This is a genomic window from Nocardiopsis moroccensis, from assembly GCF_055763695.1.
In genome coordinates, this window is record NZ_CP199747.1 from 2006629 (window position 1) to 2030185 (window position 23557).

21 protein-coding genes are annotated in these 23557 nt (G+C 72.3%); 6 read left to right on the forward strand and 15 right to left on the reverse strand.

From position 1 onward, the window contains the following. Positions 1 to 245: 245 nt before the first annotated feature. Positions 246 to 2678, reverse strand: a complete 2433-nt coding sequence (locus ACUKCB_RS09025) for a serine/threonine-protein kinase (protein WP_473040069.1) — start codon at positions 2676 to 2678, stop codon at positions 246 to 248. Positions 2679 to 2913: 235 nt separating this feature from the next. On the opposite strand from ACUKCB_RS09025, the gene ACUKCB_RS09030 reads away from it, so the two are divergent. Together ACUKCB_RS09030 and ACUKCB_RS09035 are read left to right on the forward strand one after the other, a co-directional pair. Continuing rightward, a complete protein-coding gene (locus tag ACUKCB_RS09030) occupies positions 2914 to 3897 on the forward strand; it encodes a LacI family DNA-binding transcriptional regulator (RefSeq protein WP_473040956.1) in 984 nt (327 codons plus the stop codon). A 321-nt stretch (positions 3898 to 4218) separates the two neighbouring features. Beyond that, the gene (locus ACUKCB_RS09035; protein WP_473040070.1) at positions 4219 to 5427 is read left to right on the forward strand and encodes an MFS transporter; all 1209 of its coding nucleotides are present in this window, start codon (positions 4219 to 4221) and stop codon (positions 5425 to 5427) included. 39 nt (positions 5428 to 5466) lie between these two features. Here the strand turns inward: ACUKCB_RS09035 and paaI are convergent, their stop codons facing one another. From paaI to ACUKCB_RS09085, 10 genes are all read right to left on the reverse strand, one after another. Next, on the reverse strand, positions 5467 to 5889 hold the full coding sequence (gene paaI / locus ACUKCB_RS09040; RefSeq protein WP_473040071.1) for a hydroxyphenylacetyl-CoA thioesterase PaaI: 423 nt from the start codon (positions 5887 to 5889) through the stop codon (positions 5467 to 5469). Beyond that, positions 5886 to 6989, reverse strand: coding sequence for a 1,2-phenylacetyl-CoA epoxidase subunit PaaE (gene paaE / locus ACUKCB_RS09045; RefSeq protein WP_473040072.1), 1104 nt, complete (start codon positions 6987 to 6989; stop codon positions 5886 to 5888). Before paaE ends, paaI begins: the two co-directional genes overlap by 4 nt. 2 nt (positions 6990 to 6991) lie before the next feature. Beyond that, a complete protein-coding gene (gene paaD, locus ACUKCB_RS09050) occupies positions 6992 to 7525 on the reverse strand; it encodes a 1,2-phenylacetyl-CoA epoxidase subunit PaaD (RefSeq protein WP_473040073.1) in 534 nt (177 codons plus the stop codon). Beyond that, a complete protein-coding gene (paaC, locus tag ACUKCB_RS09055) occupies positions 7519 to 8397 on the reverse strand; it encodes a 1,2-phenylacetyl-CoA epoxidase subunit PaaC (RefSeq protein ID WP_473040074.1) in 879 nt (292 codons plus the stop codon). The genes paaD and paaC overlap by 7 nt, the downstream gene beginning before the upstream one ends. A gap of 48 nt (positions 8398 to 8445) precedes the next feature. Continuing rightward, on the reverse strand, positions 8446 to 8757 hold the full coding sequence (gene paaB / locus ACUKCB_RS09060; protein ID WP_452548022.1) for a 1,2-phenylacetyl-CoA epoxidase subunit PaaB: 312 nt from the start codon (positions 8755 to 8757) through the stop codon (positions 8446 to 8448). Beyond that, positions 8754 to 9728: a 1,2-phenylacetyl-CoA epoxidase subunit PaaA gene (gene paaA / locus ACUKCB_RS09065; protein ID WP_473040075.1), complete on the reverse strand. Its 975-nt coding sequence runs from the start codon at positions 9726 to 9728 to the stop codon at positions 8754 to 8756. The genes paaB and paaA overlap by 4 nt, the downstream gene beginning before the upstream one ends. 139 nt (positions 9729 to 9867) lie before the next feature. Further along, entirely contained in the window at positions 9868 to 10656 is a 789-nt protein-coding gene (locus ACUKCB_RS09070; protein WP_473040076.1) for an enoyl-CoA hydratase/isomerase family protein, read from the reverse strand. Continuing rightward, complete coding sequence (locus tag ACUKCB_RS09075; RefSeq protein WP_473040077.1) at positions 10653 to 11540, reverse strand: 3-hydroxyacyl-CoA dehydrogenase family protein; 888 nt, start codon at positions 11538 to 11540, stop codon at positions 10653 to 10655. The genes ACUKCB_RS09070 and ACUKCB_RS09075 overlap by 4 nt, the downstream gene beginning before the upstream one ends. Beyond that, positions 11537 to 12316 carry an enoyl-CoA hydratase/isomerase family protein gene (locus ACUKCB_RS09080; RefSeq protein WP_473040078.1) on the reverse strand — a complete coding sequence of 260 codons (780 nt, stop codon included), beginning with the start codon at positions 12314 to 12316 and terminating at the stop codon, positions 11537 to 11539. Before ACUKCB_RS09080 ends, ACUKCB_RS09075 begins: the two co-directional genes overlap by 4 nt. Beyond that, the gene (locus ACUKCB_RS09085; RefSeq protein WP_473040079.1) at positions 12313 to 13548 is read right to left on the reverse strand and encodes a thiolase family protein; all 1236 of its coding nucleotides are present in this window, start codon (positions 13546 to 13548) and stop codon (positions 12313 to 12315) included. The genes ACUKCB_RS09080 and ACUKCB_RS09085 overlap by 4 nt, the downstream gene beginning before the upstream one ends. 333 nt (positions 13549 to 13881) lie before the next feature. On the opposite strand from ACUKCB_RS09085, the gene paaK reads away from it, so the two are divergent. Then, on the forward strand, positions 13882 to 15240 hold the full coding sequence (gene paaK, locus ACUKCB_RS09090) for a phenylacetate--CoA ligase PaaK (protein WP_473040080.1): 1359 nt from the start codon (positions 13882 to 13884) through the stop codon (positions 15238 to 15240). Positions 15241 to 15273: 33 nt separating this feature from the next. Here paaK and ACUKCB_RS09095 read toward each other — a convergent pair whose 3' ends face one another. Both ACUKCB_RS09095 and ACUKCB_RS09100 read right to left on the reverse strand, forming a co-directional pair. Then, positions 15274 to 16731, reverse strand: coding sequence for a serine hydrolase domain-containing protein (locus ACUKCB_RS09095; protein ID WP_473040081.1), 1458 nt, complete (start codon positions 16729 to 16731; stop codon positions 15274 to 15276). 23 nt (positions 16732 to 16754) lie between these two features. Next, positions 16755 to 17558, reverse strand: coding sequence for an SAM-dependent methyltransferase (locus ACUKCB_RS09100; protein WP_473040082.1), 804 nt, complete (start codon positions 17556 to 17558; stop codon positions 16755 to 16757). 259 nt (positions 17559 to 17817) lie between these two features. Between ACUKCB_RS09100 and ACUKCB_RS09105 the strand changes: the two genes are divergently transcribed. From ACUKCB_RS09105 to ACUKCB_RS09115, 3 genes are all read left to right on the forward strand, one after another. Continuing rightward, a complete protein-coding gene (locus tag ACUKCB_RS09105) occupies positions 17818 to 18591 on the forward strand; it encodes a nucleotidyltransferase domain-containing protein (RefSeq protein ID WP_473040083.1) in 774 nt (257 codons plus the stop codon). A 523-nt stretch (positions 18592 to 19114) separates the two neighbouring features. After that, complete coding sequence (locus tag ACUKCB_RS09110) at positions 19115 to 20860, forward strand: hypothetical protein (protein WP_473040084.1); 1746 nt, start codon at positions 19115 to 19117, stop codon at positions 20858 to 20860. Between the two features lie 244 nt (positions 20861 to 21104). Beyond that, a complete protein-coding gene (locus ACUKCB_RS09115; protein WP_473040085.1) occupies positions 21105 to 21332 on the forward strand; it encodes a hypothetical protein in 228 nt (75 codons plus the stop codon). A 31-nt stretch (positions 21333 to 21363) separates the two neighbouring features. Here ACUKCB_RS09115 and ACUKCB_RS09120 read toward each other — a convergent pair whose 3' ends face one another. Continuing rightward, positions 21364 to 21930 carry a TetR/AcrR family transcriptional regulator gene (locus ACUKCB_RS09120; protein WP_473040957.1) on the reverse strand — a complete coding sequence of 189 codons (567 nt, stop codon included), beginning with the start codon at positions 21928 to 21930 and terminating at the stop codon, positions 21364 to 21366. A gap of 174 nt (positions 21931 to 22104) precedes the next feature. After that, complete coding sequence (locus tag ACUKCB_RS09125) at positions 22105 to 23499, reverse strand: GH1 family beta-glucosidase (protein ID WP_473040086.1); 1395 nt, start codon at positions 23497 to 23499, stop codon at positions 22105 to 22107. Positions 23500 to 23557: the final 58 nt, after the last annotated feature.

Below are 23557 nucleotides of genomic sequence, written 5' to 3' on the forward strand. Positions count from 1 at the left end.
CTAGCGAATACGAGTGCTCGTGTCGTAAATGGGGGTTTCCGACACGAAACCATCACCGTATTCGCCTCCCAGCGGCCCCCGCACTCAGTGCACGGGCCGCGTGGCCGGTTCCACGTTGGGGGACGTGGAATCCGGCCGGACTCCGGGGGGCGCGCCAGACGGCGCGCCCCCCGTTTTTCGTGTCCGGGTCAGCGGGAAGCCGCCGCCGCACGGACCCCCACACCGCGAACACGGAACCGCCCCGCTCAGGACCGTTGGTGGAAGTCGATCAGGGTCACGGGGCCGAACTCGACCTCCGCTCTGAAGTATCCGTCTTCCGCGGAGGACCGATCCTCACTCAGCACGGTGGACTCCTGGCATGGCCCGAAATAATAGCTTTCCGGCGGGGAACCATCCGGCCTGAACCCCTGTTCCTCACGCCAGAAGACGCCGCAGGCCATCATGTCGTCATACTGTGTGATCCGGCTCATTCTGCCCCTTCTCGCGTCCAACACCACGGCCCTGTCCGGGTCGATCGACGGATCCTCCCGCAGCTCCGCCACCTCCATCGCCTGGTCACAGTCCATGTCCCAACCACTGGCCTGGACCTCCCACTCCTTGCGCCCGCCGTTGTCCTCCGCCCATCTCGGCAAGCGCACGGTCCCGCAGACCGGGGCGTGCACCACGACCCAGCCGAACCCGTCGTTGTCGGCCGCCCATACCTGCGGGTCCTCCAGGGGAACAGCAGTGTCCACCTCCTCGAAGTCGACCCGCACCTCCCAACGGTCCGAGGTGTACTCGGCCCGTACCGGCGCGCCCTCGTCGTCGAGTTCGACACGGCCGACCACCTCCTCTTCGATCAAGGCCTCTGGGGACAGCAGTCCCAACACGGTGGACCCCGTGTATGCCCGCCCCGGCCCGTCGACCGCCTCGGGTCCCCCCTCCTCGGCCAGGGCCCGCAGCGGCGCGGTGACCAGGCTGGGAGCGATCGAGTCGGCGTCGACGCCAGGGGCGCGCTCCAAGGGTGCGGGAGAGGTCCGCCACAATCCGTGGTCTCCCTCCTGCCCGTAGTAAACGTCCACGAGCGCGGAATCGAACCAGAATTCGTGGGGCGACTCCTCCCACAGCTCCGGGGCCTCCTCGCGCGGCGCGTACACGTACAGGTCCCCCTGATGGTTGGCCACGGCCGTGGTCCCCGGACCCATGGCCGCCCCCCGGATGAGAAAGCTCTCGCCGTCGGCCGAGTACAGGTACTCCTCCTCCACCCGGCTGTCCGCCACCACCTGGTCCACGGGGGTCCCGGTGCGTTCGGAGACCTGTTCGGCGTGCTCCCGGGAGAAGGCCCGCTCGACCCGGGCGGTGAACCCCGGCCCCTCCTCCAGCAAGCCCGCGGCGGCGGCGACCGTCTCCGACGGGTTCTCGCTCACCTGCTCGTAGACCACGAAACCGCCCGCCGCCAGTCCGGCCACCGCGAGCAGGCCCGCGCCCGCCAGGCCGATCTTGGACGTGGCGACCCCGCTCAGCACACCGCCGGTGGTCATGCCCGTCCCGGCTGCACCGCCGCTCGCGGCGCCACCGGCCCCTCCGGCGGTCGCCATTGCCGAACCGGACGCGGTGGTACCCGCCGCTCCGGTTCCACCCGCCGTGCCTGCGCCGGCGGCTCCGGCTCCTGTGGCGCCTCCGGAGCCCAGCGCGCCCGAGCCCACGGCGCTCGCGCCCAGGCCGGCCGCGGAGGCGATACCCAGCGCGGCCGCCCAGCGGGCAGGGTCGTGGCCGGCATCGTCCACGCCGCGCCAGTAGTCGCGGAGCATCCGGCGCAGAACGTTCGCCGTGGTGACCGGGCCCCGCTGTCCCTCCTCCTGCGGCTCGGGCAGCAGGGAACGCACCAACACCTCGGAGCTCGGACGCCGGGCCGGATCCGCCGACAGCGCGGCCCGCACCAGGCCCAACAGGTCCTCGGGCACACCGTCGACGTCGTACTCGCCCTCGCGCACCCGGCGCGCCTTCTCCCCCGCGTCACCGGCGCCGAAGGGCTGGCGACCGGTGGCGGCCAGCGCCACCAGCCCGCCCCAGGCGAACACGTCGGCGGCCGGGTCCGCGGCTGCCCCGGAGTAGCGTTCGGGGGCCGACCAGCCGGGGGTCCCGTAGGAGGCCGAACCGTCCTCGGAGCGCTCGGTGCCGATCTCGACCGCGATGCCGAAGTCCACGATCTTCGGGCCGTCCGGGGACAGGATGACGTTGCCCGGTTTGATGTCGCGGTGGGCGATGCCCGCCGTGTGCAGGGCGGCCAGGCCCTCGGCGGCTCCCAGGGCGAAGGTGCGGAGCATCTCGCCCTCCAGCGGACCGAACACGCGCACGTGGGCGCGCAGGTCGCGGCCGGGGACGTAGTCGAAGGCCAGCCACGGAACCGCCGCCCCGGTGTCGGCGGCGTGCAGGCGGGCGGTACTGATCCCGTCGGCTCGCCCCAGCATCTCGACCTCGCGGGCGAAGGCGTCCCGGAAGCGGGGTCTGCGAGCGAAGTCGGCGTGGACGGTCTTGACCGCCACGCACACCCCCTGCCCGTCGAGGGCTCCGTAGACGGCTCCCATACCGCCCGAGCCGATCCGCCCCACCACCCGGTAGGGCCCGATCCCGGCCGGGTCGCCCGTCTCCAGTGGCGCGAGCCCGGGAGGCGGGGAAGTGTCAGGGGAAGTGGACATCGTTGCCTTTCGGAAGAATGTGTGCCGAACGGGGCGGGGGGGACTCCGCCCGGACGATCTGACGCCGCTGCTTCTTCGAAGGTTCGTACGGGTTACGCGGGGTCGGTGGTTCCAGGGACCGTTGCCCGGTCGATCACGGGGCGGGCCGTGCGGCGGTACGATGCGCCTGCGTGGGAGGGGGGTCGAAGTGGCGAACGGCGTCAGGGGCGGCGGGACGCCGGGCGGGCGGCCGACGATGGCCGACGTCGCGGCGCACCTGGGTGTCTCCCGGCAGTTGGTCTCGCTCGTGCTGGGCGACCGGCCGGGCCCCAGCGCGGCCACCCGGGAGCGGGTACTGCGCGCCGCCGAGGAACTCGGTTACCGTGCCGACACCGCAGCCCAGCTGCTGCGCCGGGCGCGCAGCCGTCAGCTCGGCGTGCTCTTCACCATGGAGCACCCGATGGACGCCGACCTGGTCGAGGCCCTGTACCCGGTGGCGGCCCGGTTCGGCTACAGCGTGGCCCTGAGCGCCATGCTGGCCAACCGCACCGAACGCCAGGCGATCGACGAACTCGTGGGGTTGCGCTGTGAGGCGCTGGTGCTCATCGGGATGTCCGCGCAGGCCCCGGAGGACCTGGCCAGGGTCGCCGAGCGGGTCCCCGTGGTGGAGATCGGGCAGCGTACCAACGCGAGGGGGACCGACAGCGTCCGCACCGACGCCGTCTCCGGGGTGCGCCAGGCGGTCGGACACCTGGTCGGCCTGGGCCACCGGCACATCGCGCACGTGTACGGCGGTGATCTGCCCAGTGCCCCCGAACGCCGGACCGGTTACCTGGAGGGCATGCGGGAGCACGGCCTGGGTGCGTACACCGACCTGGTCCCCGGCGCCTACACCGAGGAGTCGGGGGCGCGAGCCGCGGCGTCGCTCCTGGCCCGGGACACGCTGCCCACGGCCGTGGTCTGCTGCAACGACCAGTCCGCTCGCGGCCTGATGGAGACCCTGCTGCACGCGGGGTGCTCCGTGCCGGGGGACGTGTCCGTGGTGGGGTACGACGACAGCCGGGCCGCGCGGCTGTCGTTCCTGAACCTGACCTCGGTCCGCCAGGACGTGGCGCAGATCGCCGAGCTCACGGTCGGCGCGGCGGTCGAACGGTTGGAGGAGGGCCGCACCGAGAGCACCCACGTGGTCCTGCCGACCACCCTCACGGTGCGGGGCAGCACCGCTCCCCCTCGCTCCTGAGTTCCGTTCCCGGGCCTTACGGGCCGGGCCCGCGCACTTCGGAGGGCAGCGCTCGGCATGCCCGGGGCGAGACAGATCACGTGCCGCACCGTTGGCGATCGGCGGTCATCGGTGACATCCTTGATTTAGCACGTGCTAAATCACTTTGCGCGGACCCCCGGAGCCCGTCCGCGGGCCTGGCGCACCTCGGCCAACGGCCCGTCGCCCACGCCACCGGTTCCAGGAACCCCGACGCCTCCGCGCGACCGTCTCCCACCCACGAGGCCCGCGGCACGAAGCCCGCTCGCACACACGACCCACCGCCCGGAAGGGGGCACAGCCATGCCTCTGGCCCTGCTCGCCCTGGCCCTCGGGGCCTTCGCCATCGGCACCACCGAGTTCGTGATCATGGGCCTGCTGCCCGAGGTCGCCACCGACCTCGGCGTGCCCATCTCCACCGCCGGTTACCTCATCTCCGCCTACGCCCTGGGGGTGGTGGTCGGCGCTCCCCTGCTCACCGCCCTGGGCAACCGCCTGCCACGCAAGACCCTGCTGATGGTGTTCATGGGTGTCTTCCTGGTCGGCAACCTGGCCACCGTGGTGACCAGCTCCTACGGTGCGGTCTTCGCCTCCCGGGTGCTGGCGGGGCTCCCGCACGGCGCCTACCTGGGCATGGCCGCCCTGGTCGCCGCGCACATGGCGGGTCCGGCCCGCCGGGCGACCGCCGTGGCCCGGGTGATGCTCGGCCTGACCGTGGCCAACATCGTCGGGGTGCCCGCCGGAACCCTGCTCGGACAGCTGGTCGGCTGGCGGGCCGCCTTCCTGGTGGTCGTGGCCCTCACCGCCCTGACCATCGCGGGTGTGGCCCTGTTCGTGCCGCACACGCCCGCGTCCCGGGCCGGCGGTCTGCGCGGGGAGCTCTCGGCGCTGCGCCACCCGCAGGTCGTCCTGGGGCTGACCACCGCGGTCTTCGGCTTCGCCGGGGTGTTCGCCGTCTACAGCTACATCTCGCCGATGATGACCGAGCTGGCGGGGATGCCCAGCACCGGGGTCCCGATCGTGCTGGCTCTGTTCGGCGTCGGTATGACGCTGGGCTCCCTGGTGGTCGGGCCGCTGGCCGACCGGTGGCTGCGCCCCACCATCTACGGTTCCCTGGCCTCCCTGGCCCTGGTCCTGGCACTGTTCACCGTCACCGTGCACAACCCCTGGACGGCCGCGGTCACGGTGGTGGTCCTGGGCGCGGTCGGTTTCGGGGTGACCGCCCCGCTCCAGGTCCTGGTGATGAACAAGGCGGGCGCGGCCCCCACCATCGCCTCGGCCTCCAACCACTCGGCGTTCAACCTGGCCAACGCCGGCGGCGCCTGGCTCGGCGGCCTCGGGATCGGGATGGGCCTGGGCTACGTCTCCCCCGCGGTGATCGGCTCGGTCCTGGCCCTGGTCGGGCTCGGCATCGCCATGTCGGCGGGTGTGCTCGACCGCAGGGGGCCCGCGGTCGGCTCCGCGGCCTCGGAGCCCGTCCCGGAGACCGTGCGCGAGCCCGTCAGCGGCTGACCGGGACGGACCCCGGGGGCGGGCACCTCCGCCCCCGGGTCAGGTCCGGTCGGGCAGGGTGCGGCTGCGCCCCCGGAACTCGGCGACGACGTCCCCGTCCCGGCGGACCGTGACGTCGTAGACGCCGCTGCGGCCGTGGACCACGCGCTCGACGGCGGTCGCCACCAGCACCTCGCCCTCCTTCGCCGGGGCCACGAACGTGACGTCGGCGCCCGAGGCCACCGTGACCCCGCCGCCGTCCCGGTTGCAGGCACAGGCGAAGGCGGTGTCGGCGAGCGTGAACACGAACCCGCCGTGGGCGATGTTGTGGCCGTTGACCATCAGCGGCCCCACCGTCATCTCCACCACCGCGAAACCGTCCCGGGCCTCGACCAGGCGCATCCCCAGGTTCTTGGAGGCACGGTCGGCCTCGAACATGCGCCAGGCGGTCTCGTTGCGCCCCTCCGGCGCCGGGCCGCTCATGAGTCGAAGTCCACGGTCACGGTGTCGGTCCGAGGCAGCGACTGGCAGGCCAGGGCGTACCCGGCCTCGACCTCGGCGGGGGTGAGCGCGTAGTTGCGGCGCATCTCGACCTCGCCGTCGCACACCTTGACCCGGCAGGTGCCGCAGACACCGCCCTTGCAGGCGAAGGGCAGGTCGGGGCGGTAGCGCTGGGCGGAGTCCAGGACCGGCACCCCCTGCGGCAGGGTCAGTGTGGTGGTACGGCCGTCCAGGACGACGGTGACCTCACTGGCCGGACCCTCGACCCCCGGATCCTCGTGCCGAGTCTGGGGCGGCGGCTCGGCGCCCTCGACGAAGAACAACTCCTGGTGGATCCGGTCGCCCCGCACACCGTGCTCGGCGAGGACCTCCCGGGCGTCGGTGACCATCCCGTAGGGGCCGCACAGCCACCAGTGGTCGACCGCGTCGGCGGCGACCACGGTGGACAGCAGCGCGTCCAGCTTCGCGCCGTCCAGTCGTCCGGTGAACAGCTCGGACTCGCGGGGCTCGCGGGAGAGCACGTGGACGAGTTCGAGCCGGGGACCGAAGGAGTCCTTGAGGTCGGCCAGCTCGTCGGCGAACATCACGGTGTCGCTGCGCCGGTTGCCGTAGAGCAGCGTGACACGGGAGTCGGTCCGGCGCAGCAGTGAGGACGCCATCGACAGCACCGGGGTGATGCCCGAGCCGGCGGCGACGAGCACGTGGCGGGCGGCCTCGTCCAGGTCGGGGCTGAACCGGCCGGTGGGCGGGCCCACCTCGATCTCGTCGCCCGGTTCGACCTCGCGGACCAGCCAGTGCGAGAACAGTCCGCCGGGGACCAGGCGCACCCCCACCCGGGGGGCCTCGCCCACGGCCGCGCAGACGGAGTAGCTGCGCCGTTCCTCCACGCCGTCAACCACCCGGCGCAGGGTCAGCGACTGCCCCGGGGCGAAGGCGAACGCCTCGGCCAGGTGGTCGGGGACGTCGAAGGTGACGGCGACGGCGTCGTCGCACAGGCGCTCGACGGCGGCCACGCGCAGCCGGTGGAACGCGGCCCGGCCGCGCGGGGCGGCGGGGGCGGTCTCGGTGACGGGTGTGGTCACGGTCAGATCTCCTTGACGTGCTCGAACGGTTCGAGGCAGGTCCGGCAGCGGTGCAGCGACTTACAGGAGGTCGCGCCGAACCGGGACAGTTCCTCGGTGTCGGCCGCCCCGCACAGGGGGCAGCGCGGGGCGGTACGGGTGGGCATCAGGGTGAGCGGGACGGGACCCGCCGGGCGCCGGGGCGCCCCTCCGGGCGGGGAGATACCGTGCTCGGCGAGCTTGCGCCTGCCCTCGTCGGTGATCCAGTCGGTGGTCCAGGCGGGCGAGAGGGCGGTGCGCACCTCCACCTTCCCGAAGCCGGCGGCGCGCACGGCGCGGTCCACGTCCACGCGCATCTCCGCCAGGGCCGGGCAACCGGAGTAGGTGGGGGTGATCCACACCGCCGCGGTGCCGTCCTGTTCGACCTCGACCTCGCGCAGGATGCCCAGGTCGGCGAGGGTGAGCATGGGCAGTTCGGGGTCGGTGACCGCGGCGGCCGCCGCCCAGAGGCGCCGACGGGTGTCGGCGTCGCGCCCGGTACCGGTCGTGGTTACCATGTCGCCTCCGGGTGCTCGCGGGCCACGCGCTGGAGCTCCTCCAGCAGCGGGGCGAGTTCACTGCTGTGCCTGCCGTCGCGCCCGGCGACACCGGCCTCGGGGAAGTCCCCGGGGGCGGGCAGAGTGGCGGTGGTCAGCACCTGGGTGAGGACCCCGTGGACCTCCTCGCGCACCGAGGCCGGGTCCACACCCGCGCCCCGGTCCGCCAGAGCGGCCTCCACGGGGTGGGTGGCGAAGAGTTCGCCGGTGCGGGGCCACACGTGGGCGACGGCCTCGCGCATGCGCTCGTTGGAGTAGGGGGTGCCGTCGCCCAGGCGCAGGGCCCAGGACACGGCGTACTCACGGTGGTAGGCCAGTTCGTTGACGCCCTTGGCCGCGATGGCGGCCAGCACCGGGTCCCTGCTGTCGGCCAGACGGGTGAACAGGGCCAGGCGCCAGGTGGAGAGCACGAGCAGCGTGGTGACGCAGCGGGCGAAGTCACCGCGCGGGATCTCGGCCAGACACACGTTGCGGAACTCCGCGGCCGGTCGCCGGTAGGCGAAGGCGTCCTCGTCGCGTCCGGTGCCGTCGGCCTGTCCGGCGCGGGCCAGCAACAGGCGGGCCTGGCCGAGCAGGTCCAGTGCGATGTTGGCCAGGGCCACCTCCTCCTCCAGTTCCGGGGCGTCGGTCACCCAGTGGATGAGACGCTGGGACTGGATGAGGGCGTCGTCGCCGAGCATCTGGCAGTACGCCGCCAGGTCCGCGCCGTCCACCCCCTCGGGCAGGGTGGTGTCCACGCCCGCGAGCGCCTCGGTGAAGCCGGTGCCGAAGGCCCAACGGGCGTCGCCGTCGTGCTCCTCGGTCAGTCCGGTGAAAATGTTCTCGCCGCTCATGTCGTTCCTTGAAGACTCGTGCTGGCCCGGCCCCGGGGTCCCCCGGACCTAGATGTGGGGGACGTCCTCGGGGATGGGGTAGAAGGTCGGGTGGCGGTAGACCTTGTCACCGCTGGGCTCGAAGTAGGGGTCCTTCTCGTCCGGGCTGGAGGCGGTGATGTCCTCGGCGAGCACGACCCAGATACTCACACCCTCGTTGCGGCGGGTGTAGAGGTTGCGGGCGTTGTGCAGCGCCATGGTCTCGTCGGGGGCGTGCAGCGAACCCACGTGCACGTGGTTCAGGCCGCGCTTGCCTCGGACGAAGACCTCGTAGAGGGGCCATTCGGGGCGGGCCGGTGTCGCGTTGTCGTTCCTGCTCATGCCGCGGCCTCCCGGGCGCTCTGCTGCTTCCTGGCGTAGGCGGTGGCGGCCTCGCGGACCCACGCGCCCTTCTCGTGGGCGGTGCGCCGGCGGGCGACGCGCTCGGCGTTCTTGGGACCGCTTCCGGAGATGACCTGTTTGAACTCGTTCCAGTCGGGCTCACCGAAGTCGTAGTGCTCGCGCTCGGCGTTCCAGGCCAGTTCGGGGTCGGGCAGGGTGACGCCCAGCTTCTCCGCCTGCGGGACGGTCATGTCGACGAACTTCTGGCGCAGGTCGTCGTTGGTGTCGATCTTGATGCCCCAGGTCATGGACTGCTGGGTGTTGGGCGAGTCCGCGTCGGGCGGGCCGAACATCATCAGGGACGGCCACCACCAGCGGTCGACGGCGTCCTGGACCATCGCACGCTGGCCCTCGGTCCCCTCCATCATGCGCATGAGCAGTTCGTAGCCCTGGCGCTGGTGGAAGGACTCCTCCTTGCAGATGCGCACCATCGCCCGGGCGTAGGGGCCGAAGGAGGTGCGGCACAGCGGGACCTGGTTGCAGATCGCGGCGCCGTCGACCAGCCAGCCGATGACGCCGACGTCGGCGTAGTTCAGGGAGGGGTAGTTGAAGATCGAGGAGTACTTCTGGCGGCCCTCGATCAGGCGTTCGGTGAGGTCGGCGCGGTCCACGCCGAGGGTTTCGGCGGCCGCGTACAGGTACAGGCCGTGTCCGGCCTCGTCCTGGACCTTGGCCAGGAGGATGGCCTTGCGGCGCAGGCTGGGCGCGGTTGTGATCCAGTCGCCCTCGGGCTGCATGCCGATGATCTCCGAGTGCGCGTGCTGGGAGACCTGGCGGATGAGGGTCCGGCGGTAGGCCTCGGGCATCCAGTCGCGCGGTTCGATGCGCTGGTTGTCGGCGATCCGGGCGTCGAACTCCGCCCGGAGCGCCTCGTCGGCGCCGGGGGGCGCTTCCTGGGCCGTGGTCGGCATTGATCTTTCCCCATTCATAACCGAACGTTCGGTCAGTAATTAGTATCCCCGGAGCCGGGTGTCCAACGCAAGTCCTCGGACACCCGAATCCGAGCAGGTCACCCCACTCCGCGGGGCCCGCGCTCCGCTTCGGCGCGTGCTAACGGCCGGTGAAGGCGGGCCTCTCCTTGTTGAGGAAGGCCTTGACCGCGCCGACGTGATCGGCGGTGGCGCCCAGCTGGTTCTGCAGCTCGGCCTCCTCCTCCAGCAGCTCCGGCAGGTCCGCCTCACCCGAGGCGGCGGAGCGCACCTCGCGCTTGGCCGCCACGAACGCGGACGTGGGCCCCGAGGCCAGCTGGACGGCGACCTCCCGGGCGCGCGCCTCCCAGTCCCCGTCGTCCACGACCTCGGTGACCAGACCCAGCTCCTGCGCACGGTCGGCACCGAACACCGTGGCCATAAGCATCAGCTCCATCGCACGGGCCTGACCCAGCGAACGCACCAGCCGGTAGGCCAGAGCCGAGTCCGAGGCCAGGCCGATCCCGGTGAAAGCCGTACCGAACTTCGCCCTGCGGGCGGCCACGCGCACGTCACCGGCGAGGGCGAAACCCAGACCGGCCCCCACGCAGGCACCGCCGATCCCGACCACGAGGGGGACCTGGATCCCCTCCAGGGCCAGCACGATCCGGTTGTAGTGCTCACGCACCGTGCTCAACGCCTGATCGGGCTCCTCCTGCTGGATCCGGGCGTGTTCGGCCAGGTCCTGACCCACGCAGAAGGCCTTGTCCGTCCCCAGGAACAGCACCGCGCGGGCGGTGGTGGACTCACTGGCCCGGCGGACCGCCGCCAGCAGCTCCTCCTTGACCTGCCGGGTCAGCGCCGGCCGGTTCAGCCGGACGACGGCGAGGCCGTCGGTCTCACCGAACTCCGCAGCCCTGTCTTCACTCACGCCTTGTCTCCCTCGTCCCAGATGTGAAAGCCCTCGCCGCTCTTGCGGCCGAGCCTGCCTTCGGCGACCTTACGGCGCAGGAGCTCCGGCGGGGTGAACCGGTCCCCCAGTTCGGCGGCCAGGTGCTCGGCGATGGCCAGGCGCACGTCCAGGCCGACCAGGTCGGTGAGCCTGAGCGGACCCATCGGGTGGCGGTAGCCGAGCTCCATGGCAGTGTCGATGTCGGCGGGCGAGGCCACGCCCTCCTCGACCATGCGGATGGCCTCCAGGCCCAGCATGACGCCGAGCCGGCTGGTGGCGAAGCCCGGCGCGTCCCGGACCACGATCTCGGTCTTGCCCAGGGCCCCGACCCAGCCGCGCACCGCCTCCAGGACGGCCGGCTCGGTCTCGGGAGCGGTCACGAGCTCCACGAGCCTGGAGGCCGGGACCGGGTTGAAGAAGTGGGTTCCCAGGAAGCGCCCGGGACGCCGGAGCGCGGCGGCCAGCTCGGTGACCGACAGCGAACTGGTGTTGGAGGCCAGGACGGTGTCCTCGCCGACCGCGGCCTCGGCCGCGGTCAGCACCGCGATCTTCAGGTCCGGCCGCTCCGGGACGGCCTCCACGACCAGACCCGTCCCGGACGGGATCTGCGCGGCGTCGGTGACGGTGTCGAACCGGGCAAGGTAGGAGGCGGGTTCGGCGTCGATCTTGCCGCGCCCGTGCGCCTTGTCCAGTCCGGCCGCGACCCGGTCGCGGCCGGCCTCGGCGGCCTCCACGGTGGCTTCCACCAGCACCACGCGCGCCCCTGAGGTCAGGAACTGCTGGACGATACCGGCACCCATGGTGCCGCCGCCGATGACGGCGACGGAGGCGGGCACGCCCTGTACGGGGTTGTCGGAGGTCAACGCTTCTTCCTCTCCAGGAAACGGGTCATCCGGTCGTGTTTGTCAGCGCTCTCGAACAGCACCGCCTGCGTGAGGTCGTCGGCCAGCGGGTGCACACCGTCGGCGTCCAGCACCATCTTGGTCAACCGCAGGGCCGCCGCCGAGGAGGCGGCCATCCGGTCCAGCAGACCGTGCGCGCGCTCGCGCAGCTCCTCGGAGGGAACGATCTCGGCCACCAGGCCGTGGCGCAGCGCGGCCTCCGCGTCCAGCCTGAACCCGCCGAGCAGCACCTGTTTGGCCACCGAGGCGCCGACCAGTTCCTTCAGGCGCCAGCAGGCACCCGCGCCGGCGATGATGCCCAGGCCCGGCTCGGGCTGGGCGAACACGGCGGTGGGGGTGGCGATCCGGATGTCACAGGCGTAGGACAGTTCGGCGCCGCCACCCAGCGCGAACCCGTCGACCGCCGCCACGGTGGGCGCCCGGAGCCGGTGCAGCCGCTCGAACAGACGGCTGTTGATCCCGGCCAGGGCCTCCTCACGGCCGCGTTCGCGCAGTTCGGCGATGTCGGCTCCGCCCGCGAACACGGTGCCGTGCCCGGTCAGCAGCAGGGGTCTGGGCTCGGTCTCGAGCTCGGCGCACACCCGGTGCAGCTCGGAGATCATCCGACCGTTGATGGCGTTGCGGGCCTCGGGACGGTGCAGCTCGACCACCACACGGTCCTCGCGCCACTCGACGGCGAGGGTCTCGAACTCCGCGGCCCGGGGGCCGTGGTCCCCGCCGTACTGGTCGTGGCTCATACGCGCTCCACCAGCAGGGCGGTGCCCTGGCCGACGCCCACGCACAGGGTGGCCAGGCCGCGCCGGGCGTCCTCGCGCTCCATCCGGTTCACCAGCGTGACCACCAGACGGGAGCCGGAGGAGCCGAGCGGATGGCCCAGGGCGATCGCGCCACCGTCGGCGTTGACCCGGGACTCGTCCAGGCCGAGCCGGCGCATCACGGCCAGGGACTGGGCGGCGAAGGCCTCGTTGAGCTCGACCGCGCCGACCTCGTCGAGCTTCCACCCCGCGCGGTCCAGGACCTTGCGGGTGGCCGGGACCGGGCCCAGCCCCATGACCTGCGGGTCGACCCCGGCCGAGGCGGAGGCGACCACCCGGGCGCGCGGGGTGAGCCCGTACCTGCGTACGGCCTCGGCGCTGGCCAGGACCAGAGCGGAGGCACCGTCGGAGAGGGAGGAGGAGTTGCCCGCGGTGACGATGCCGCCCTCGCGGAAGACCGGGCGCAGCCTGCCCAGGCTCTCCTCGGTGGAATCGGGGCGCGGCCCCTCGTCCTCGGTGACCTCGTGGGTCCGGCCCTTGCGTCCGTGGACGGTGACGGGGACGATCTCGCGCGCGAAGCGGCCCGCCTCCGCGGCGGCGACGGCGCGTTCGTGGCTGCGCAGCGCGAAGGCGTCGCACTCCTGGCGGGTGAGGCCCTCCAGGGTCGCGACCTCCTCGGCGGTCTCGCCCATCGACAGGGTGTAACGCAGCTCGTCGGGTGCGGCGTCGACGGGAGCCTGGGCGTCGGCCGCGGCGAAGCGCGGGTTGGTGAACCGCCAGCCCAGGGAGGTGTCGGCGACCTCCCCCGGTTTGGCCCAGGGGGTCCCGGGCTTGGCCATCACCCAGGGGGCGCGGGTCATCGACTCCACCCCGCCCGCGACGACCACGTCGGCCTCCCCGGCACGGACGGCCTGGGCGGCCGAGGCGACGGCGGTCAGGCCGCTGGCACACAGCCGGTTGACGGTGTAACCGGGGACCCCGGAGCCCAGACCCGCCAGCAGGGCGGCCATCCGGGCCACGTTGCGGTTGTCCTCGCCCGCCTGGTTGGCGGCGCCGAGGATGACCTCGTCCACGACCCCGTCGGGGAGGCCGGCGCGGCGGACCACCTCGGACACGGCCAGGGCCGCCAGGTCGTCCGGGCGGACGGCCGCGAGGGCGCCCCCGTAACGGCCCTGAGGGGTGCGCACCCCGTCGACCACGTAGACGTCGCTCACGAACGGCCTCCCATGTTGACTGCGGTGGCCTGTGCCACCGTCCTGTGTGAACCCATCGACACGTCTCCTTGACACAGCAGGTCAGAGACTGAGTAAATGCATTAGTAACCGAACGTTCGGTCAGTAAGCAAGTCGGCCCCCGCACCCGGACCGGCAACGGACCCACCTCAGCGCGACGGACCCCGCCGACCCGCCCGAGCGCCCGCCGCGGGCCGTGCTCACCGGACCGCTTCGGCCCGGGGCCGCCGCACGGTCCCACGCGGCGCCGAAGCACCGAGAGCATCCGCGGCGTACTCCCCGGCGGGACACCGCGCACAGTACCCGGAGAGACCCATGGCAATCCAGGACAGCACCAAGCAGTCGGCCGGCACCGCCCCGCGGCAGCGCCTCGGCCGGGCCCCCGCCCCCGGGGCCCTGGACCCGGCCGAGCGCATGAGCACCGACGAACTGCGCGCCCTCCAGTTCGAACGGCTGCGTTGGACCCTGGAGCACGCCTACACGAACGTGCCCCTGTACCGGCGCAAGTTCGACGAGGCCGGAGTACGCCCCGAGGACCTGGGAAGCCTGGAGGACCTCGCCCTCTTCCCACACACCACCAAGGCCGACCTGCGCGAGAACTACCCCTTCGGAATGTTCGCCGTCCCCCAGGAGCAGGTCAGCCGCATCCACGCCTCCAGCGGGACCACCGGCAAACCCACCGTGGTCGGCTACACCCGCGAGGACATCGACACCTGGGCCACCGTGGTGGCCCGTTCGATCCGTGCCGCGGGCGGCCGCCCCGGCCACAAGGTCCACGTCTCCTACGGTTACGGCCTGTTCACCGGCGGCCTCGGCGCCCACTACGGCGCCGAGAAGCTCGGCTGCACGGTCATCCCCGCCTCCGGCGGCCAGACCGCCAAACAGGTCCAGCTCATCCAGGACTTCCGGCCCGAGATCATCATGGTCACCCCCAGCTACATGCTGACCCTGATGGACGAGTTCGAACGCCAGGGCATCGACCCCCGAACGACCTCCCTCGAGGTCGGGATCTTCGGCGCCGAGCCCTGGACCGAGAAGATGCGCCTGGAGATCGAGGAGCGCTTCGACATCAACGCCGTCGACATCTACGGCCTCTCCGAGGTCATGGGCCCGGGCGTGGCCAACGAGTGCGTGGAGACCAAGGACGGACTGCACGTCTGGGAGGACCACTTCTACCCCGAGGTCCTCGATCCGCTCACCCAGGCCGTCCTGCCCGACGGCGAGAACGGCGAGCTGGTCTTCACCTCGCTGACCAAGCAGGCCATGCCGGTCATCCGCTACCGCACCCGCGACCTGACCACCCTGCGCCCGGGCACGGCCCGCCCGATGCGGCGCATGGACAAGGTCACCGGCCGCAGCGACGACATGATCATCCTGCGCGGGGTCAACGTCTTCCCCACCCAGATCGAGGAGATCGTGCTCGGCCTGGACGGACTCGCCCCGCACTTCCAACTGGTGCTCACCAAGGAGGGGCGCCTGGACGGCATGACCGTGCGCGTCGAGGCGGCCCCGGACTGCACCGCCGACCGTCGCACGGCCCTGAGCAGGGAGATCACCGCGACGGTCAAGGACAGGGTCGGGGTGAGCGTGACCGTCGACGTCGTCGACCCCGAGCAGATCGAACGCTCGGTCGGCAAGTTCCGCCGCATCATCGACCAGCGTCCCCGGGACTGAGGACCGGGCGGTCCCGGTTCCGGTGCGCACCGGTCACGGCGTGCCGGAGCCGGGGCCGCCCACCAGTGGCAGGGCCCGTCCGCCGAAGTGCGCGTACTCCTCCCCCGTCCCCGGGGTGTAGAAGGTGAGCGCGGCCCACGTGCGCTGTTCCCCGGGCCGGACCGCGTATCGGCCCGGCCCGACCGGAACCATCGGGCACTCCCGGACGGGTTCGGGTTCGAGTTCGGCCAACGGACCCAGAGCGGTCATGCGCAGCACCCGCCCCCGCGCGTCCTCCAGCACCTCCAGACGCTGCGAAGCGTTCTCGTACACACTCCGGGGAAGCGGGCCGGTCGCCGCCGTCGGCTCCCGCGGGGGCGTCAGCGGCTCCTGGATCCGCACCCCGGCGACCGCGTCGAAGACCTCCCCGTACAAGTCCTGGTACAGGTCACGGGTCTGACCGCCGTTGGTCAGCAGGACCACCGCCAGCCCGGCCCGCGGCAGCAGGCGCAGGAACGCGGACTGGCCGATGGTGTTGCCGTCGTGGCCCAGCAGCCGGTGACCGTCCCAGCCGTAGCGGATCCAGCCCAGGCCCCAGGAGTCCCCCAGGGTGTACTGGTCGGGCAGGTCCACCTCGTGCCGGGCCATCGCCTCGACCGACCCCTGCGACAGCACCCGCTCGCCCTCGGCCGTGCGACCACCGCGCAGGTGCATCCCGGCGAAGCGCAGCACGTCCTCCGCGTTGGCGGTGACCAGACCCGCCGGCCCCAGGGACCGGGGCAGGCCCCACACCGGGGCCGGCACCGGATCGGGCAGGCCCACCACGTGGCCGAGGGCCGCCCCGTGCAGCAGTGCCTCCTCCGGGAGCGTGCCCGTGCGGGTCGTCCCCAACGGGGTGAACAACCGCTCGCGCATCGCCTCGTCCCAGGTCAGTCCGGTGACCTTCTCGACGACCCGGCCCAACAGCGGAAAACCCGAGTTGCAGTAGGAGAAGGTCGCGCCCAGCGGATGGATCACGGCGGCCCCGGCCAGCTCGGCGACGTAGCGTTCCAGGACGTCGTCGCCGCGGCCGGTGTCGGTGAAGACGTCCCCGTCGATCCCGCTCGTGTGGTTGAGCAGGTGCCGGACGGTCAGCCCGGCGGCCAGTTCCGGTTCGGCCAGCCGCAGCCCGGGAAGCACCTCGGCGATCCGGGTGTCCACGGTCAGGGCCCCCTCGTCGACCAGACCCATGACCAGGGTCGCGGTCAGCACCTTGGTGATCGAACCGATCTGGAAGACCGACCCTGCGGTGACCGGGTGCCCGGTCCCGGCGTTGAGGACGCCGTGCTCGACCTGGACCAGCTCCCCGGCCCCGCCCGGAGCGGGGCCGGTCCGCAGGATCCCGAGCTGCGCACCGGGGACCCCGTGCCGCTCTGCCAGTTCGGCGAGCCGTCCCCGCCAGTGCCCCTCGTCGATCACGGGCGAAGGCGCCCGGTCCGACATCGGGCCGTCGGCACGTGTCACCTGCTCCACGGTGTACTCCTCCGGGGGGATGGCTACGGCTTCCGGGCGACGCCGCCGTACTCGGCGACCGGGCGGATCTCGCCGACCTCGGTCGGCGCCGAGCGCCACAGCGAGCAGGAGACCACGCCCGGTTCCAGGAGTTCGAGGCCGTCGAAGAGCGCCCGGATCCCCGCGGCACTGCGGATCGTGAGCTTGGGGGTGCCCCGCTCGTTCCACGCCTCGGCCACCTGGTGGGCGCGTTCGTGGTCGATGTCGTCGGTCGGGTGGGAGACCACCAGATAGCTCCCGGGGGCGAGCGCGTCCAGCAACCGGTCCAGGATCGAGCGCACCTCGGCGTCGTCGGCCACGAAGTTCACCACACCCAGCAGCATCAGGGCCACCGGCTTGGAGAAGTCCAGGGTCTTCCCGGCGGCGGCCAGGATGCTCTCCGGGTCGCGCAGGTCGGCGTCGACGTAGTCGGTGGCCCCCTGGTCGGTGCCGGTCAGCAGGGCACGGGCGTGCGTGAGCACCAGCGGGTCGTTGTCCACGTACACCACCCGGGCCTCCGGGGCCGCGGTCTGGGCCACCTCGTGGGTGTTGTTGTGGCTGGGAAGGCCGGTGCCGATGTCCAGGAACTGCCGGATCCCCTGTTCCTCGGCCAGGTAGGTGACGGTACGGACCAGGAACCCGCGGTCGGCCACCGCGTTGTCGACGATCTCGGGGAAGAACGAGCGGATCTGGTCGCCCATCTCCCTGTCGACCGGATAGTTGTCCTTGCCGCCCAACCAGTAGTTCCAGATACGGGCGTTGTGCGGAACGGAGGTGTCGATCTTGGCGTCGGGGATCTCGGAGGGCACGGTCCTGCTTTCCACTGCGGGGTCCGGCCGGGCGCCGGACGGTCCGACCAGTAAAACGGCCCCGGGAACATACCGGCAAGTGCCGGAAGGGATGGTTCCCTTACCGTTAGGCGCTTTGGGGCGATCTGACCGTGTCGGGGGTCGGGGCGGGGGTCGGCCGGCGGTCCGGCGCTCTGGCGCCTCGGCGAAAACGACTCGTGGGCCGGGAGGGGGTCACGGTAGCTTTCGGCGACCGCACCCCGACCGCGTTGGAGAAACGGTGAAGCACTCGACCGAGGAGTTCGCCCGCATCGCCGAGCAGGGCACCGTGCTGCGCTGCCAGGTGGGCTCCGGCGTCCACGGCCTCGACCTCGACGGCCAGAACGACCGCGACGAGATGGGGATCTGCGTCGAGCCGCCCGAGTACGTCATCGGTCTGCGCGTCTTCGAGCAGTACATCCACCGCACCCGGCCCGCACACGCCCGGTCCGGCCCCGGCGACCTGGACCTGACCGTGTACTCGCTGCGAAAGTGGACCCGGCTGGCCCTGGACGGCAATCCCACCGTCCTGCTGCCCCTCTTCGTGCCCGACGAGGATGTCCGCACCCTCACCCCGGTCGGCCGGGAACTGCGCGCCAACGCCCACCGCTTCCCGTCCCGACGGGCCGGAGAACGCTTCCTGGGCTACCTGCGCGCCCAGCGCGAACGGCTGGCGGGCACCCGCGGCGGCCGACACACCAACCGCCCCGAACTGGTGGAACGGTACGGCTTCGACACCAAGTACGCCTACCACATGGTCCGGCTGGGTCTCCAGGGCGTGGAACTGCTGGAAACCGGCGGCCTCACCCTGCCGGTGCCCGAACCCGACCGCGCCTGGCTGCTCGCCCTGCGCCGCGGGGAGCACAGCCGCGAGGAGGCCCTGGAGCGCGCCGCGGAACTGGAGGCCCGGCTCGCCGGGTTGTGCGGGAGCAGCGACCTGCCCGCGACGGCCGACGCCGCCTGGGCCGACCGCTGGCTGTGCGAGGTCTACCCACGGGTCTGGAACGATCGTTGAACCACGCTGGTCAGAGCGGGAACCCGACGCGGCACCGCCGCGACGGCGAGATAGGGTGATCCATCGAAGAGGTACATGCCGCGCCCGAAACTCCGGGTGTCCCGGTGTGCCGGGTGCCGGGGGCACGGTCCGCGGCGCCCGGGGGACGACACAGTGAAGGAAACACCATGGTCGGAACCGTCGCGTTCGTGCTCATGATCATCAGCCTGTCGATGATGATCATCTCCGGTCTTCTCGCGGCCGTCATCAAGACCCGCTAGGGCCCGGAACCTCCCGGCGCCGGACGTCCCGGCCCGGGAGGTTCCTCGGGGGACCTCGGAGCCCTGGTCAACCGCACCCGCGATGACGGCCGGCAGGATGTACCCGGAGCCGGCCGGGTGGCCCGGTGGGGCTCCCCCCGGTCGGTGGTCCGACGGAACCCCAGCAGGATATTTCCGGCATAGGCCGCGGCTTTCGGCGTTCGCCAGGTGCGGGCGGTACGCCTTCCCTAGGGTCACTCGAAGAGATCTCCGAGGAGCCTTCGATGCCCAAAACCCCGGAGCAGCCCCTTCCCCGCTCCCCCTACCGGAACCTGGCCCTGCTCTGCCTGGTCACCCTCTCCGGGCACCGGGAGCCGCACGGCCTGCTCGAACACGCCCACCGGCTGGTGACCGGAGCGCTTCCGCGCGGGCGGCGCCACCCCCGTACCCACGAGTACGCGCGAATACGTCACAAGGTCCTGCGCAGGTCGCTCTTCCCCCGGCGGTGGCACCCGCACGGCCAGTCCGGTCTGCGGGTCTCGCCCGTCGACGGCCTCGGCGGCGAGACCCGCGGCCTGGAAGCGCTGGACGGCCTGGACGCGCCGGCCCGTGCGGCCTACGTCCTCCTCCGGAGGGAGGGCCTGGACGCCCGCGCCGCGACCGAACTCCTCTCCTCGGTCGGGGTCCGCGACGCCACGGCCGCCGTGGAACGCGCCACCGGGGTACCGGCCGCGTTGCCCCTGCCCGACCCCACACTCGTCCGGGTCAGCGGCAAGGGGCCCCTGGTGCACCGGCGTGGCCTGGTCGCCTCCGCGGGCCTGCTCGCCCTGGCGGTGACGGTGCTGGGACTGACCGCGGCCGGGCCCGACACCGGGGCGGGTGCCACCGCGCCCACCGCGGCACCGCCTCCACTGGCCGGGGCGACCGCACCGGACGCCTGGCGGACGAGCTTCCGGCTGGACCTGACGGCCTGGCACCCCAGGGGTGACGCGGTCGACGACCGGGCGCTCACCCGACGGGCCGTGGCCGTCTGGGCCGAACAGGAGAACGGTGACGGCGCCCCCGTCTCGCCCTCCCTCCTGTTCGCCGGCGAGGTGGCCGACCGCGAGGTCGTGCTCCTGCACGACGGGCCCCGGCTCGCCCGCTACACGCGTGCGGGCTCCGAGGAACTGGTCGAGGTGTTCGCCGAACCCGGCAACGGTGTGGCCAACTGGCCCGCCCTCCGCCTGGCCGACACCGACGACGGCATCCACTACCTGCTGCCGCCCTGGGTGACCGAGGCAGCCGGCGCCCCGCTCGGCCGAGGCGGCGCCGACTGGTCCGACGTCGAACACCGGGACGGGGTGACCGGGGCCGTACCCGCCGGGGACCACTGTGGGGCGGGCCCCGTCCTGCGGCTGCGCGCCCCCGAGGTGGCGCACGGTCAGCCGTACACGGCGATCGACCTGGGCGGCCCGGACACCGCCCACCTGGGGTACATGCCTCCGCCTCCCGCCGAGATCCGCAGGTTGGGGCCGCACGAGGTGCTCGGTCCCGAACAGGGCTTCGACCTGTGGGGCGAGCTGGCCTGCGCCGGGGACCTGCCCGAAGGTCCCGTGCGCACCGCCACGGCCTGGGAGTTCGCCGTCCAGGAACTGCCCGGTGGCGGAGACGGCCGGTGGACGTGCGTGCGGTTCGGCGGGCACGACGGCGGCGGGCTGGCCCGAGCCGTGTTGGTCACGGAGACCGACGACGGCACCGAGACCGTCCTGGCCGGGGAGAGCGAGAACGGTTGGGACTGCAGCAACCTCAACCGTCACGTGGCCGCGGGCACCTGGTGGCAGGATTCCGGGAACCGCTGGCACTATCTGGCGGCCGCTTCCCGCGAGGTCGCCTCGATCACCGTGGAGGGCGTGGTCGAGGGGGCCGACGAGGGCGGCGAGGGTGTTCTGGCAGTGGCCGGTCCGCGTTCGCAGGACCGTCCCTCGGAGGAGGTCACCCTGACCGCCGTCGACGTGCGGGGCGAGGAGATGACCGTCCTCGGGCGCTGAGGCCGCGACCGCTCCCCTGGCCGGATCCGGCCAGGCGCCGAGGTGAGTGCACGTGCAGGTGCACCGTCGGTGATATCACTGGGTACGCAGTCCCTCACCCCGTCCGGGGAACAGGGGAACTGGCGAGGCGGAGGTTCCGGGCCGGGTGCGCCCGTCACGGAACCTCCCGGGTTCCCGCCGGGCCGCTCCCCCCGGTTGCGGGTCGGCTCCGCTGACGGCCCTGGGCCGTAGTTAGGGTAAACGCATGTCGATATGGGCGCGGGCCGACCGCACCGGAAGGGTCGGGGAGGCCCTCCTGATGTTGGAGGGCCAACGGATCATTGACGGCCTGGAGATCCTGCCGGCCGAGAACAAGCCCTACCGTGTGCGCGTCCCCGCCGGGATCGTCCACATGGACGAGGACGAGGCCGCCATGTTCGCTCTCGGGGCGGTCGTCGGAGCCTTCGGCAGCGTGGCCCGGCAGAGGGTCTGACCCGCGTCCCCGGCGTTCGGGGGCCGGTCGGCTACCTCCGCCCCATCATGCGCAGGATCGCGTCGAGCAGCAGGTCACGGACCATTGTGCGGTGCTCCTCACTGTGCCCGACCGTCAACTCGTTGTTGAAGGTCGACTGGCACAGCCCCACCGTCATCTCCGCCAGCGGCAGCGCGGGGCGCCCGTCCCCGGGCAGCTCCTCCACGAAGCGGGCCACCTCGATCGCCTCGCGGACCGCCTCGGTCCACGGTCCGGTGCGCTCGCGCCACCAGTCGCGTTGCGGGCCCGGTTCCGTCCCCAGCCCCGAGGCCGCTGCGAGCAGCCCGCCCGACTCCAGCCACAGCCCCATCCAGGCGTCCACCAGACGGCCCATGTACCCGTCGATCGTCTCCATCCGGCCGAACGTCAGGTCCACCCGGGAGGCGAAGGCGGTGAGCCGGACGTCGACGGCGGCCTGGAGCACCTGGTTCTTGTGGTTGTAGTAGCGGTAGACGGTGGACCGGTCGATGTCGACGCCCTCGGTGATCTCCTTGTAGGTGATCTGGCTGAAGGGCTTGGTCCGCAACAGCTCCACCAGGCTGTTCTGCAGCTGGAGCATCCGCTGCGCGGCCCGGAGGCTTCCGCTGGTACCCGAACCCGAATCCGGCGGCGCTGTCATACCCGATCCATCCGTCATGAGCCCTCACGGCCCTCGTGTGCCTGTCGTCCTCCACCCTGCCCCAGATCGGAGCGGATGCCAACACGACGTTGGGCGTCCAGGGACCCCTGTGGGTCAGGAGGGCGCGCCCGGCGCCCGACGGAGCCTGTGCGAGGTCAGGTAGTCCCGGTACCAGTGGTAGCTGTCCTTGGGGTGGCGCTCCAGGGTCTCGTAGTCCACCCGCACCAGGCCGAACCTGCGGTCGTAGCCGTAGGCCCACTCGAAGTTGTCCAGCAGCGACCACACGAAGTACCCGCGCACGTCCACCCCGGCGTCGATCGCGCGCGCCAGCGCGGACAGGTGGTCGCGCAGGTAGGCGATGCGGTCCTCGTCGTGGACCCGGCCGTCCTCGTCGGGTTCGTCCGCCTCGGCGGAGCCGTTCTCCGTGATGAGGATCGGTGGCAGTCCGGGGTACCGGAGGTCCAGGTCCACGAGCAGGTCCGCGAAGCTCTCGGGGACCACGGGCCAGTCCATGGTGGTGTGCCGGACCCCCGGGTAGGGGGCACGTTCGGCCCCGATGTCGACGGCCGTGCGCAGCCGCGGATCCGCCTGCTCGTGCGGGACGGCGCGGAGCATGATGGGCCGGTAGAAGTTGACCCCGAGGAAGTCCAGTGGTTGGCCGATGGTTTCCAGGTCGCCCTCCCGCCGGTAGGAACCGTCGGCCAGCTCGCCCCAGACCTCCTGCTCGTTGTCGGGGTAGGCGCCGGCGAAGAGGGGGTCGAACCAGGTGCGGTTGTGCAGGGTGCGGGCGCGCTCCACTGCGGCCCGGTCCGCCTCGGATTCGGTGGCGGGCAGCAGGTGGTCGGGGTTGAGCGTGATGCCGACCCGTCCCGCGTCGCAGGCACGGAGCTCGCCGACCGCGGCGCCGTGGGCGAGGAGCAGGTGGTGCGCCGCGGCCAGGGCGGGGGTCCCCTCCCGGGTCCCGGGGGCGTGGCGGCCGACGGCGTGTCCGACGAAGGCGGAGCAGAAGGGTTCGTTGAGGGTGATCCAGTGGTTCACCCGGTCGCCGAGGTGCTCGGCCACGATCCGTGCGTAATCGCCGAAACGGCGGGCGGTGTCGCGGACGCGCCAGCCACCCTCGTCCTCCAGGGCCTGGGGCAGGTCCCAGTGGTAGAGGGTGAGGACCGGCTCGACTCCGGCCGCGAGGACCGTGTCGACCAGGCGGTCGTAGAAGGCCAGCCCGGCGGGGTTGGGCCGCCCCCGGCCGGTGGGCTGGATCCGGGGCCAGGAGACGGAGAAGCGGTACAGGTCCACTCCGAGCTCGGCGAGCAGGGCGACGTCCTCGGCGTAGCGGTGGTAGTGGTCGCAGGCCACGTCCCCGCTCTCACCGCGGGCCACGCGCCCGGGGGTGCGGCAGTAGGTGTCCCAGATCGAGGGGCCCCGCCCGTCCTCACCGGCAGCGCCCTCCACCTGGTAGGCGGCGGTGGCGGTACCGAACAGCAGGCCCGGCGGGAGCTTCGGTTCGTTCATGGGGAGCCTTCCTCTGGGAGCGCTCCCAGTCTGGTTCAGGAAACACCGCCCGCGCAAC